Here is a 12716-nt window from a genome sequence, read left to right as displayed (position 1 = left end):
TGGGCCTATTGCCAGTCATGGAATGGCAATGAAATACGACAACGGTAGGATTTTGGCGTAATCGTACCACTATAAGAGCGCACCCGGTGCGACAGAAGTTGTAAAAATACGTGTTTTTTTCCGTTCCGGCAGGTTTCGACTTGCGTTAACACACGGGAGAGTATAGCGTTCATTCCCAATTGAAAACTTCACATTGTGTATAAAGGTGTCTGCCTGTTGTAAGCACTGCCTTTTGTCGTGTCAGCAATACACGGCGACACGTCTTTTTTACGGCATCCTTACAATCGGTAAAACCCATCAAAAGGTTGGTGGATTACAATAGACCCACGATGGAACGCGACGGCGAAACGGGTACTGCACAGTGGTGGAGTTTTCCCTGCTGAATTTCCAAGATAAACAGGATCTGCAAAGCACGACAGCCTATGACCAAAATACTGCTGGTAGACGACGATATCGAACTGTGTGAACTCCTGGTCGAATTGCTCGGTACGGAAGGATTCAATGTAACCGCGGTTCATGATGGTGCGGCTGGCGTAGAGGCAGCGCTGACGGGTGAGTATGAGCTGGTGCTACTGGATGTGACCCTGCCCAAACTGAATGGGTTTGAGGTGCTCCGTACCATCCGGCAGCGGAGCCAGACGCCGGTATTGATGCTGACAGCACGTGGTGATGATGTGGACCGGATCGTCGGTCTGGAAATCGGTGCAGATGATTATCTACCGAAGCCTTACAAGCACCGTGAGCTGGTGGCGCGGATGAAAGCGATCCTGCGGCGTACCCAGATAGAGCCGGAAAAGACGACATCGCGTAAAAAACAGCTGGAGATCGATGATCTGACGCTGAACCTGGCCAATCATGAAGTCTATGTGTCAGACGATTTGCTGGATGTGACCGCGACGGAGTTCATCGTCCTCAAAACACTGATCGAGAAAGCCGGTGAGCTGGTGACGCGTGATGAGTTGACCCAGACTGCGCTCAGCCGTCGGCTCGAACCGTTCGATCGTGCCATTGATATGCACGTCAGTAACCTGCGTCGCAAGATTGGCAATAAGCCCGATGGTCGTCCCAGGCTGAAGACCGTGAGAGGTTCCGGATATTTTTATATTGGTGAATGACTTCCGGTGACAAGCATCCGCCAATGTTAAACAAGCCTGGGGCTTTCCTCAAAGCCGTCCGTACTTTTTTTCTGCGTATCTGGTATCGAATCTACTGGAAGATATTCCTGTGGTTCTGGCTGGGTACCTGCGTCCTTGTCACAGCGGTTATTTTAACGCTGTTGTATACCGTAGAACCCGGTGATTTTCTTCCAGAGCGCCGGGCATTGCTCGAAGAGTTGCAGAGCAAGTCGCTGATGGTTGATCGGGCTGGCTTCTATAACAGTGCACCGATTGATGTGCTGGAGAAGGTCAGTCGTGCCATGCCTTTGTCGTCGTATACCTACCTGGTGTTGGTATCCGGTGATGGGCGCTTGATCAGTCTTGGGCGCTACCCGCTCAGGAAAGTCAGGAAAACGGTATTTGAAATGGCGCCCGGTTCGACGCCTGAAATCCGTCTAACGGAGGGGCAGGTTATCGTTGGGCCGGCCACTGTGCGTCTGCGCTCTGAAGATTACTCCTTCTTTATGGTGAAGAAGCGGCCAAGGTACCTGTTTTCCCGTGTAGAGAGTATCACCCGAAGCCATCCGGGCTATGTCTGGACCGCTTTGCTGGTCAGTGTGTTGCTCTGTCTGATTTTGACGCTTTATCTGGTGAGGCCGTTGCGTAACTTGCAGAATGCGGTTGGTCTTATTGCCAATGGTGATTTATCGGCCCGTGTCGGGCGGGTTGTGTGCAAACGACATGATGAATTTGGTGAACTTGGGCGAGATTTTGATGTGATGGCGGAGCAACTGGAGCGACTGGATCAGCATAAGCTGCAGCTGTTGCGTAATGTGTCTCATGAGCTGCGCTCACCGCTGACCCGGTTGCAGTTGTCGCTGGCTCTGGCGCGTAATAAAACCATTGGCCAGGCTGAGCTTGAGCATGACCGTATTGAGCGGGAAATTGGTCGCCTGGATGAGATGATCGGGCGTATTATCCTCTGGTCCAAGATGCTGACAGCCACTTCAACCGAGCAGGCAGAATCCTTCCGGCTGCATGATACGGTAAAAATGCTGGTTGAGGATGCGGATTTTGAAGCAGGTGCCAAAAACCGTTCCGTTGAGCTGATTCACTGTGATGAATGTACGGTTCAGGGTAACAAAAACTGGTTGTCCAGTGCGGTTGAAAACATTATTCGTAATGCCATCCGGTTTGCCCCGGAAGAATCGGCTATCAATGTTTCTCTGGTCAAAGCCCAGGAGGCTATTACGCTGACCGTACGCGACTACGGTCCAGGTGTACCCAATGATGCGGTTAATCATCTTTTTGAGCCATTCTATCGGGTTGATGAAACCCGCGGCGGTGATAACAGTGGCAGTGGATTAGGGATGGCGATTGCACGGGCGGCCGTTGAAGGTCATGGCGGTACAATCTCTGCCCGTAATGTTGTTCCGGGTCTGGAAATTACTATCTTCTTACCGGTTAATAGCTGACAGCTTCGCGCCTCAATGCGTCGGTCAGGCGCCTGTTTTTCATTTCTCTGATAAGCTGAACCGGCAGAAACCAACCTCGCCGGTACATTGCTGATGACTATTTTGTGCGGTAATGATGACGTGATGCCTCAATGGACGGGTGATCCATCGGCGGCGCGTGAACTTCAGATATCGTGGTCACGGTGTGTTATTCGTGAAAACCGGTTGCCGCCCTTACGTTGTGTTGCAGGTGCTGATGTCGGGTTTGAGGCGCAGGGAGCGGTGACTCGTGCAGTATTAGTTGTGCTCAGCTGGCCTTCGTTGGCATTTATGGACTATTCAGTCGCCCGTTTGCCAACGGTCATGCCGTATATTCCTGGCCTGCTCTCTTTCCGTGAATGCCCGGCACTACTCAAAGCCCTTGGGGAATTACGGTTGACCCCTGATCTTGTGTTTTGTGATGGGCAGGGGATTGCCCATCCTCGCCGGTTTGGTGTGGCCAGTCATTTTGGCGTGCTGTCTGGTTTGCCAACCATTGGTGTTGGTAAGTCCCGATTGTGTGGTCAGCATGAGGACGTGAGCAATGAACCCGGTGCCAGTATGCCATTGCTGGATGAGGGAGAGTGCATTGGCAAGGTATTGAGAACCCGCACCAATGTAAAACCGGTCTATGTCTCTATTGGGCATAAGATAGACTTGGATACAGCCCTTAAGTTGGTGCAGCAGGCAGCGCCCCGTTACCGTTTACCTGAGCCTATACGCTGGGCTGATGGAATTGCCTCAAGACGCCCATCGTTTATGAGAAGGCTCAGGGATATTCATGATCAGTGATGATTAAAATGCATTTCTAGCGAACTGCGACAAGAGGCGGGGCTGGCGCTTCCCGCCAAGGCCTGTGGCGTCACGTCCGCAATAACTCCCCTTAAGTTTGTTGGACCGATTAATTGAGCGGATTCAGGCATATCACGTGAGCCGGGCGAGGTTGCAGTGATGTTCCCTGTGCTTTTTACACATCCAAACGCTGATCAAGGCTATGGTTATCTTTTCTGTACTGCGGTGTGAGAAAAGGTATGACTTTGTCGTCGTTGGATACGTTTATCCAAGCTTTTAATCGTAGCGTCACGACATGTTCCTGCGAAGATGTAATGGCATTGAATGCCCGGGATGATATCACTGGCTGGTCGCTGGAGCCGGACGATAATTTCATGTCGGTTGGCCGACTTGAGTCGGTGGCATCTGAAAAAATGCGTAATATTGCGAACATTCAGATCGTTGCTGAAAGAGATAAGTGGTTCTTTGGTGACGAGCAAATTGCCTGTCTGACTTATTTAACGGATAAGACCATTGTTTACCGTGATGGTCGTGAGAGCAGTTTCAATAATATTCGTGTGACCTGGTACCTTGAGAATCAGGTAGATAGTTGGCAGATACGCCATGGTCACTGGTCTGTAGCCTGGGATCCTGCTGTGATCAAGCCTTACAAGCCTATACCTGTTCGCTCTGAAATGATTAATAAAGCGTCGTGCCGCGCTGAAGGGCAGCAATTGGAGCCATTTCAGGCCTGGTTGCAACAGTGTACTGATGCAGTGAGGAATAAGGAAATTGAAAAGCTGGTCAGTGAGTTATGGGTTCAGGATGACAACCTTTTATGCTGGCCTATTGTTGACTGTTCGGCGATGTGTTCACGGCAGCAGATAGTCGATTTTGGTCAGGAGCGGTTGCGTGATGTGAGGATAGATATGCACTTTCAGAATCCAGTGGTATTTTTAGGCGGCGACTATGCCTGTCTGAGTACTGACATCCTACTGGAAAAGGAATATGCATCGACAGGGGAAAGGTTTTCCGTGGCGCCGGTAAGAGGGACGTATATTCTGGAGTATCAGGGGGGCAGTTGGCGCGCGAGGCACGGACACTTATCCTTGCCTTGTTTCTGAGGTGTCAGGAAATAAGGAGACGTGGCAGGCTGAGTGTGGGTGGCGTGGCCTGCCACAGGTCACCCATTATTGGGCATTAACGGTTTGACCATTGACCTTTTGACTGTCATCACCCATCAGATAAAGGTAAGCCGCCATGATCTCTTCAGGCGCCTTCAGCGTCATCGGGTCTTCTCCGGGATAGGCGCCAGCCCGCATGGCGGTACGGACGCGGCCGGGATTGATGCAGTTGACGCGAACCTGGCTGATACCTTCTTCTTCATCTGCCAGTGTCTGCATCAGGCCTTCAGTGGCGAATTTTGAGACCGCATAAGCGCCCCAGTTGGCGCGACCCTTATGGCCAACGTTTGACGTGGTGAAAAGGATGGACGCAAGGCCGGATTCCCGCATGACCGGCAGGAGTGCCTGGGTCATCATGAATTCAGCGTTGACGTTCACCTGCATGACGCGTTGCCACATATCCGGGTCATATTGTGACAGGGGGCCCAGTTTGCCGAGTAATCCTGCATTGTGCAGGAGGCCATGGAGCTGTCCAAACTCTTTCTCGATGGTGGCCGCCATGGTTTCGTAATCATGTATGGCCGCACCTTCCAGGTTCATGGGATAGATGGCAGCCTGAGGCCAGCCGTTTTCTTCGATAATGTCATATACCGTTTCCAGCTTTTCAGTTGTGCGGCCCAGCAGGATGACAGTGGCGCCATGGCGTGCAAATGTCAGCGCGGCGGCTTTGCCGATGCCGGCGCCAGCCCCGGTCACCAGAATGATCTTGCCTTTTAGTAGATCCTGCGGTGCTGCGTACTCGCTGGCAGCGGTGGTTATGACGTTTTCTTCGTTACGGTGCTGTTGTGGCATGGTGTCCTGACTGCGTCCAAATAACTGAATAAAGTGCGTTTCATCCTGGCGGATTGGATTGTTCACTGGGCAGGGAGTTGCCAGCAAATGTCATCAAGCCATTCGAGGATATGGTCGGGTTGCTCAGCATTGTAGTCGGCCGCCCAGTCCAGAGGGTCGTCTGTATCCGGGATGAAACCGTACAGGGCGGCGATGGTTGTCATGCCGGCGCTCCGTCCTGCATCAATGTCTCGCTTGTGATCCCCGATGTAAATGCAGCGGCTGGCCTCACAGTCCAGCTGTTCGCAGGCCAGCCATAGTGATTCAGGGTCCGGCTTGCTGCGCCGGACATCATCCGGACAAACCAGAGCGCTGCTGCGCCGGCCGAGTTGCAGCTGCTCCAGTAGCGGTTCGGCCAGGTGGCGGGGCTTGTTGGTGACAATGCCCCAGGGCAGGTTGTGGGCTTCTATCGCAGTCAGCAGCTCAGGAATGCCGGTATACAACGAGGGGGTTGAGGCGCGCTGCAGGTCTTCGATGTGAAGGGCGTACCGCTCAAGAAAACGGTTACGGTAAGCCGTAAAGTCCGGTGCTGACTCGGTCAGTCCATAGGCGAGTGTTACCATGGCCCGGGAGCCATTTGACACATTCGCCCGGATAATGGGGGACGGTAGAGGAGGTCGATTGTCTTCCGCCAGCATGGCGTTCAGGACATGGATGAAATCGTCGGCGGTGTCGAGTAATGTGCCGTCCAGGTCAAACAGAACGGCGTTGATATCGTTGGTATCCAGAAGTTCGTCCATTCTCGTTCTTTATAAACGATGGGCCTGCAGTGGTCTGGCTGAGAACCCATCGGTTGTCCGGTGTTTTACGCGTTGACACGTTGACCGTTTATGGTTGTTTACAGGTGTGGACCAGATAGTTCACGTCCAGATCCTGCTCTTTCAGTCGGTAAACGTTGGTCAGCGGGTTATAGACCATACCTGTCATATGTCTTATATCAAGTCCGGCGCTGCGACACCAGCCTGCAAGTTCGTGCGGGCGAATAAATTTATTATGCTCGTGTGTTCCCTTGGGGAGCAGTTTCAGGATGTATTCAGCGCCGACAATGGCGAAAAGCCAGGATTTGTGCGTCCGGTTGAGGGTGGCAAAGAAAACGTGCCCGCCCGGTTTCACCAGGCGTGCGCAGGCATCGATGATCTTGCCCGGGTCCGGGACATGTTCCAGCATTTCGAGGCAGGTCACCGCATCAAAGCTGGCGGGTTGCTCATCCGCCAGCTGTTCGGCCGTGATGCGCTGGTAGTTCACTTCTACGCCGGTTTCGAGGCTGTGCAGGCGGGCTACGGCAAGGGGGGCTTCTCCCATGTCGATGCCAGTCACAGTGGCGCCCCGGAGAGCCATCGATTCGCTGAGGATGCCGCCGCCACAGCCGACATCCAGGACCGTCTTGCCGGCAAGGCCGACCTTCTCGTCGATGTAGTTGAGGCGTAGCGGGTTGATCGCGTGCAGCGGTTTGAACTCGCTTTCACGATCCCACCAGCGGCTGGCCAGGGCTTCGAACTTGGCGATTTCATCGCGGTCAACGTTGGCGTTGTAGCGTTCCTCGGTCATACGTGGGTCCCTTATGCGCGCTCGGTAATCTTTTGTTGCCACTGGCGGGCATTCTCAATCAGGAAGGATTCATCCAGTGTGGTCAGGCGGCGATTGTCCATCAGCAAGCGACCGTTGACCCAAACGTGGGTGGCCTGGTTGCGGCTTGCGGTGTACACCAGCTGGGAAACCGGGTTGTAGAGCGGGTAATTTTCAATGTCATCCAGCGCGAATGCCGCCATATCTGCCAGCTTGCCGTTTTCCAGTGAACCAACCTGCTCATCAATGCCCATCGCGCGGGCACCGTTGATGGTGGCAGCCGCCAGGGCTTCCTGGGCGCTGAGGGCGGTGGCGTTATGGCCTACCGCTTTGGCCAGCAGGGCGGCGGTACGCATTTCACCCAGCATGTCCAGGTCATTGTTGCTGGCGCAGCCGTCGGTGCCCAGGGCGACGTTGATACCTTCCTGTTGCATTCTGTCGAGAGGCATGAAGCCGCTGGCCAGCTTGAGGTTGGATTCCGGGCAGTGCACCACGTGGCATCCGTTGCGAGCAATCAGCTGGTAGTCCGCTTCATTCATCTGTGTCATGTGGACGCATTGTAGACGCGGTGAGAGGAAACCAATGTCGGCCAGGCGCTGGATCGGACGGCGGCCATCCTTCTCCATGGCTTGATTGATTTCGTCGGCGCTTTCATGGATGTGCATTTGAACCGGTAGATCGAGCTGTTCGGCCAGTGTGGCGATTTTTTTCAGGGGTTCGTCGCTAACGGTGTAGGGGGCGTGGGGGCCAAAGCCAACCCGGACCAGGGAGTGGTTACGGAACTTGTCGTGTGTCGCCAGACCTTTTTCGATGTAGTCGTCGGCATCCTTCCCCCATGTGGTGGGGAAATCCAGGATGGGGAAGACAATCTGGGCCCGCATGCCGGCATTGTTGGCGGCAGTGGCTGATGCGTCAGGATAAAAGTAGTTGTCACTGTAGGTGGTCGTGCCGCAGCGGATCATCTCGGCGATGGCTAGTCGGGTGCCGTCATGGACAAATTCTTCGCTCACCCAGCGGCCTTCGGCAGGCCAGATATGGTTGTTCAGCCAGTCCATCAGTGGCAGGTCGTCGGCTAGTCCGCGGAACAGCGACATGGCGGCGTGGCCATGGGCGTTGATAAAGCCGGGGATCAGGGCGTGACGATCCAGGTGGTGTTCCTGGGTGGCCTGATAGCGGCCGGGTGCATCTGCGGTTGGCAGGATGTCGATGATGCTGTCGCCCTGTATGGCAAGGCTGTAATGCTCCAGTATGTCCCGGTTGGTGTTGAGCGGAATAACCCAGCGGGCGTGGATCAGGGTGTCGACCTGCTTGATGCTGTGTGAGGCGTTCTGTGTCATCAGGGAATCCTGTCAGGCGGTATAGACTTGCAGTCTTTCTACTGTTTGGCTGCATCATATCGTATTTTTTGGCAGGCGTGACCGTCGGAAATTCTTTTTCCGGGTATATCTGTCTATGTGTGGGTCACAAGGCGATAGCGTGCGCTGATGGCGGTGTGATGCCGGGAGTGGTAGGGGGTATGGCCAATTGTTACGAGGCTATGTAGGCAGATTTATGCCGGTATTTTTGGTGATGCACTAATCAGCCTGTGGTATCATGCCGGAGTTTATCAAATCATTGGAAGTTGTCGGTGTTCAGGCGAGCTGGATAGCCGTATATGTTCGTCAGCAGGCTTTTGGGCACTGACTTTTACATCGCTTCCCGATACCGTTGGTCGATCAGGCAGGTTTGTCTGGCTATAAGCCGGGCAGCAACCGGACAAGGGGTTCGTTTGCGCCTGTTGTCCTGGACTCTTTCAGGAGAGGGCAGGATCTGTCCGGCGGGTCATCTGTAGCAAGGAATATTGGGCGTTTATGGTGGATACTGCGAACGAAATTCTTCCGGTCAATATCGAAGACGAGCTGAAACAGTCGTATCTCGATTATGCCATGAGTGTAATCGTCGGGCGTGCCTTGCCTGATGTCCGTGACGGCCTCAAGCCTGTGCATCGTCGTGTGCTGTTTGCCATGAGCGAGCTGGGTAACGACTGGAACAAACCCTACAAGAAGTCCGCGCGTATCGTCGGTGATGTCATCGGTAAATACCATCCCCATGGTGACTCCGCGGTCTATGAAACCATTGTGCGCATGGCCCAGGATTTCTCCATGCGTTATACGCTGGTCGATGGTCAGGGTAACTTCGGTTCCATCGATGGTGACTCGGCGGCAGCCATGCGTTACACCGAAATACGCATGGACAAGCTCTCCCACGAGCTGTTGTCCGACCTGGACAAAGAGACCGTGGATTACGTGCCCAACTACGATGGCACGGAACAGATCCCGGCGGTCATGCCGACCCGTATCCCTAATCTGCTGGTCAATGGTTCTGCCGGTATTGCTGTCGGTATGGCCACCAATATTCCGCCGCACAACCTGACCGAAGTCATCAACGGTTGCCTGGCATTGATTGATAACCCCGATCTCACGGTTGATGACCTGATGGCCTACATTCCCGGTCCGGATTTTCCGACCGGCGCCATTATCAATGGTAAGGCAGGGATTCTTCAGGCTTATCGAACCGGTCGTGGCCGTATTTATATCCGTTCCAGGGCGGAAGTGGTGGATGATCCGAAGCGTAAGCGTCAGGTTATTATCATTCACGAAATTCCTTACCAGGTGAACAAGGCGCGTTTGATCGAGAAGATTGCCGAGCTGGTAAAGGAACGCAAGATTGAAGGCATTTCCGAGATTCGTGATGAATCCGACAAGGATGGCTTGCGGGTTGTTATCGAATTGCGTCGGGGGGAAGTGGGTGAGGTTGTACTGAACAATCTGTATGCCCAGACCCAGTTGGAAAATGTATTTGGCATCAACGTTGTTGCGTTGGTGGACGGTCGGCCGAAAACGCTGAACCTGAAAGAATTGCTCGAAGCGTTTGTCCGGCATCGCCGCGAAGTGGTCACTCGTCGTACCGTCTATGAACTGCGTAAGGCTCGTGAGCGTGGGCATCTGCTGGAAGGTCTTGCGGTTGCCCTGTCGAATATTGATCCGATCATTCAGATGATCAAGGATTCGCCGACTGCTCAGGAGGCGCGTGAGCGCCTGATGGCTAAAGGCTGGGATGCAGGCTATGTGCAGAAAATGCTCGAGCGTGCTGGAGAAAACGCCTGTCGTCCTGATGATCTGCCGTCTGTGTATGGTGTTCAGGGAGATCTTTATCACCTGTCACCTGCGCAGGCACATGCCATCCTGGAGATGAAGCTGCACCGTCTGACGGGCCTTGAGCATGAAAAGCTGCTCACTGAGTATCAGGAGCTGCTGGTCAGGATTGCTGAGCTCAGTCTGATTCTGGCGGATCCGGAGCGTCTTATGAACGTGATCCGTGAAGAGTTGCAGAAAGTCGTTGCAGAATTTGGTGATGAACGTCGTACGGAGATCACCAGTTCCCGTCGTGATCTGACCGTTGAAGACCTGATCACCGAAGAGGATATGGTGGTCACCCTGTCCCACGCGGGTTATGCCAAAACTACGCCGTTGACGGAGTATCAGGCTCAACGTCGTGGTGGCCGTGGTAAATCGGCGGCATCGGTCAAAGAAGAAGATTTTGTCGAGCATATGCTGGTGGCCAATACCCATACCCGTATCCTGTTGTTCTCCAGCAAGGGTAAGGTGTACTGGCTGAAGGTGTATGAGATTCCCCAGGCGGGTCGTACGTCCCGTGGTCGTCCGGTGGTGAATATCCTGCCGTTGGCGGAGGGTGAAAAGATCACTGCCATGTTGCCGGTTGAAGAATTTTCCGAAGGGCATTATGTCTTCATGGCTACCTTGCGTGGAACCGTCAAGAAAGTACCTTTGGAGCAGTTCTCTCGCCCACGCTCTTCCGGTCTGATTGCCCTGGAGTTGAATGAGGACGACATGCTGGTTGGCGCAGCCATCACGGATGGTGGTCGTGATGTCATGATGCTCAGTAATGGCGGTAAGGCCATTCGCTTCAAGGAAACCGATGTGCGTGCCATGGGAAGAACCGCCCGTGGTGTCAGGGGTATGCGTCTTGCTGAAGATCAGCATGTGATCTCCCTGATTATTCCGGATGATGATGCCCACATTCTCACTGCCAGCGAACATGGATATGGTAAGCGTTCTGTCGTGAATGACTTCCGTCTGACCGGACGTGGTGGTCAGGGCGTTATTGCCATGCAGTGCAATGACCGTAATGGCCCAATGGTCGGTGCGGTACAGGTGTCTAACGGTGATGAAATCATGCTGATTTCTGATCATGGCACGTTGGTACGTACACGGGTGGAAGAGATTTCGGTGATGAGCCGTAATACCCAGGGTGTTCGTCTGATTCGTCTCTCTGCCGGTGAGCGCCTTGTTGGTGTTGAACGGGTGGATGAGCCGGAGGAGGATGAATCTGCCATGGTGGATGATGGTGTTCAGGAACCGGATGCCGAAGCTGAAACTGCAGCGGAAAGTTAAGCGTCCATCGGCAGGCTGTCCAGATTATAAGGGCAGCCTGTTGCTTTGAGTGGCGTTGGTCGATGTGCTTGGAAGTGCAATAAAAACGAAAATCCAGCCAAGAGAGCAAACTTTTCCGGTTATTACCTGTCTAAGGAAAATAAGCGGATAAAAGTGCGATAACGGTGAAAAACAGGCAGTGCCGTCATGACAAGAGCCTTTAATTTCTGTGCGGGTCCCGCCGCAATACCTTCTGAAGTCCTTGAGCAAGCCCGCGATGAAATGCTGGACTGGCAGGGACGTGGTATTTCGGTCATGGAGACCAGTCATCGTAACCCGGAGTTTATGGCAGTGGCTGCGCAGACTGAGCAGGATCTTCGTGATCTGCTGGCCATTCCCGATAACTACCGCGTCTTGTTTATGCAGGGTGGGGCGACCGCGCAATTTGCGACGCTACCCATGAATCTTCTTGGTAAGCGGATGTCGGCGGACTATCTTGATACCGGGCACTGGTCTTCCAAAGCGATTAAAGAAGCTTCTCGTTATTGTCAGGTAAATGTTGCTGCCAGTAGTGCGGATGGCAACTATGTGACGGTGCCTGACGCGTCACAATGGCGTTTGTCATCCGATGCTGCTTACGTGCACTATACCTCGAACGAAACCATTGGCGGTCTGGCCTTTGCTAATATTCCGGACACGGGTGATGTGCCGCTGGTGGCGGATATGTCTTCATCCATTCTTTCCGGGCCGCTGGATGTCAGTCGTTTTGGCTTGATCTATGCCGGTGCGCAAAAAAATATCGGCCCTGCGGGTATCACGCTGGTTATCGTGCGTGAGGATCTGATGGGCTTTGCCTCGGATGCCTGCCCGTCACTCCAGAATTATCAGTTGGTCTCGGATAATGACTCCATGCTTAATACGCCGCCGACCTTTGCCTGGTATCTGTCCGGATTGGTCTTCCAGTGGCTCAAACGGCAGGGTGGGCTGAAAGCCATGCAGGCGCTGAATCAGCGTAAGGCTGGTAAGCTGTACGCGGCGATTGATGGTAGTGGGTTTTACAGTAACCCCATTGATCCCATCTATCGATCCATTATGAACGTGCCGTTTCGTTTGGCGGATGATGCGCTCAATAGCACGTTTTTGAGTGAGTCGGCGGCTGCAGGTTTGCTGAACCTCAAGGGGCACCGGGTTGTCGGTGGCATGCGTGCCAGCATCTACAATGCAGTGCCTGAGGCGGCCGTTGATGCGCTGATTGCCTTTATGGCTGACTTTGAGCGGCGTTACGGCTGATGGTGTTATTCATAAGAAGCCTGTCTTCTACGCATGGCTGTTTGGCGAGTG

The 12716-nt window shown here is 53.7% G+C and carries 10 protein-coding genes; 6 read left to right on the top strand and 4 right to left on the bottom strand.

Annotated features, from left to right (window positions below; translation table 11 throughout):
- Window positions 1-422 precede the first annotated feature (422 nt).
- The 4 genes from KHS78_RS11550 to KHS78_RS11535 all read left to right on the top strand — a co-directional run bounded on the left by KHS78_RS11550 (window position 423) and on the right by KHS78_RS11535 (window position 4485).
- Window positions 423-1115 carry a response regulator gene (locus KHS78_RS11550; RefSeq protein ID WP_211828610.1) on the top strand — a complete coding sequence of 231 codons (693 nt, stop codon included), beginning with the start codon at window positions 423-425 and terminating at the stop codon, window positions 1113-1115.
- 23 nt (window positions 1116-1138) lie between these two features.
- Window positions 1139-2572, top strand: a complete 1434-nt coding sequence (locus KHS78_RS11545; RefSeq protein ID WP_211828608.1) for an ATP-binding protein — start codon at window positions 1139-1141, stop codon at window positions 2570-2572.
- Between the two features lie 93 nt (window positions 2573-2665).
- Window positions 2666-3382, top strand: coding sequence for a deoxyribonuclease V (gene nfi / locus KHS78_RS11540; RefSeq protein WP_246506392.1), 717 nt, complete (start codon window positions 2666-2668; stop codon window positions 3380-3382).
- Window positions 3383-3621: 239 nt separating this feature from the next.
- Window positions 3622-4485 (top strand): nuclear transport factor 2 family protein, encoded by an 864-nt coding sequence (locus tag KHS78_RS11535; protein WP_211828607.1) that lies wholly within the window; start codon window positions 3622-3624, stop codon window positions 4483-4485.
- 66 nt (window positions 4486-4551) lie between these two features.
- Here the strand turns inward: KHS78_RS11535 and KHS78_RS11530 are convergent, their stop codons facing one another.
- From KHS78_RS11530 to KHS78_RS11515, 4 genes are all read right to left on the bottom strand, one after another.
- Entirely contained in the window at window positions 4552-5337 is a 786-nt protein-coding gene (locus KHS78_RS11530) for a YciK family oxidoreductase (RefSeq protein ID WP_211828738.1), read from the bottom strand.
- Window positions 5338-5399: 62 nt separating this feature from the next.
- Window positions 5400-6116 (bottom strand): HAD family hydrolase, encoded by a 717-nt coding sequence (locus KHS78_RS11525; RefSeq protein ID WP_211828605.1) that lies wholly within the window; start codon window positions 6114-6116, stop codon window positions 5400-5402.
- A gap of 88 nt (window positions 6117-6204) precedes the next feature.
- Entirely contained in the window at window positions 6205-6924 is a 720-nt protein-coding gene (gene ubiG, locus KHS78_RS11520; RefSeq protein WP_211828602.1) for a bifunctional 2-polyprenyl-6-hydroxyphenol methylase/3-demethylubiquinol 3-O-methyltransferase UbiG, read from the bottom strand.
- Window positions 6925-6935: 11 nt separating this feature from the next.
- Window positions 6936-8279 carry a TRZ/ATZ family hydrolase gene (locus KHS78_RS11515; RefSeq protein ID WP_211828600.1) on the bottom strand — a complete coding sequence of 448 codons (1344 nt, stop codon included), beginning with the start codon at window positions 8277-8279 and terminating at the stop codon, window positions 6936-6938.
- 513 nt (window positions 8280-8792) lie between these two features.
- Between KHS78_RS11515 and gyrA the strand changes: the two genes are divergently transcribed.
- Complete coding sequence (gyrA, locus tag KHS78_RS11510) at window positions 8793-11396, top strand: DNA gyrase subunit A (RefSeq protein WP_211828598.1); 2604 nt, start codon at window positions 8793-8795, stop codon at window positions 11394-11396.
- Between the two features lie 186 nt (window positions 11397-11582).
- The gene (gene serC, locus KHS78_RS11505) at window positions 11583-12665 is read left to right on the top strand and encodes a 3-phosphoserine/phosphohydroxythreonine transaminase (RefSeq protein WP_211828596.1); all 1083 of its coding nucleotides are present in this window, start codon (window positions 11583-11585) and stop codon (window positions 12663-12665) included.
- The last annotated feature ends 51 nt before the right edge of the window (window positions 12666-12716 follow it).

The organism is Kistimonas asteriae (assembly GCF_018263925.1).
In the GTDB taxonomy this organism is placed as follows: Bacteria; Pseudomonadota; Gammaproteobacteria; order Pseudomonadales; family Endozoicomonadaceae; genus Kistimonas; species Kistimonas asteriae.
The sequence above is the reverse complement of the archived record's forward strand: the minus strand, read 5'-3'. Positions and strand labels throughout refer to the sequence as shown.

What these genes read in the sequence shown, in the direction of transcription:
- KHS78_RS11550 (WP_211828610.1), top strand. Translation starts at nt 423, where the DNA reads ATGACCAAAATACTGCTGGTAGACGACGATATCGAACTGTGTGAACTC.
- KHS78_RS11545 (WP_211828608.1), top strand. Translation starts at nt 1,139, where the DNA reads ATGTTAAACAAGCCTGGGGCTTTCCTCAAAGCCGTCCGTACTTTTTTT.
- nfi (WP_246506392.1), top strand. Translation starts at nt 2,666, where the DNA reads ATGACTATTTTGTGCGGTAATGATGACGTGATGCCTCAATGGACGGGT.
- KHS78_RS11535 (WP_211828607.1), top strand. Translation starts at nt 3,622, where the DNA reads ATGACTTTGTCGTCGTTGGATACGTTTATCCAAGCTTTTAATCGTAGC.
- KHS78_RS11530 (WP_211828738.1), bottom strand. Translation starts at nt 5,337, where the DNA reads ATGCCACAACAGCACCGTAACGAAGAAAACGTCATAACCACCGCTGCC.
- KHS78_RS11525 (WP_211828605.1), bottom strand. Translation starts at nt 6,116, where the DNA reads ATGGACGAACTTCTGGATACCAACGATATCAACGCCGTTCTGTTTGAC.
- ubiG (WP_211828602.1), bottom strand. Translation starts at nt 6,924, where the DNA reads ATGACCGAGGAACGCTACAACGCCAACGTTGACCGCGATGAAATCGCC.
- KHS78_RS11515 (WP_211828600.1), bottom strand. Translation starts at nt 8,279, where the DNA reads ATGACACAGAACGCCTCACACAGCATCAAGCAGGTCGACACCCTGATC.
- gyrA (WP_211828598.1), top strand. Translation starts at nt 8,793, where the DNA reads ATGGTGGATACTGCGAACGAAATTCTTCCGGTCAATATCGAAGACGAG.
- serC (WP_211828596.1), top strand. Translation starts at nt 11,583, where the DNA reads ATGACAAGAGCCTTTAATTTCTGTGCGGGTCCCGCCGCAATACCTTCT.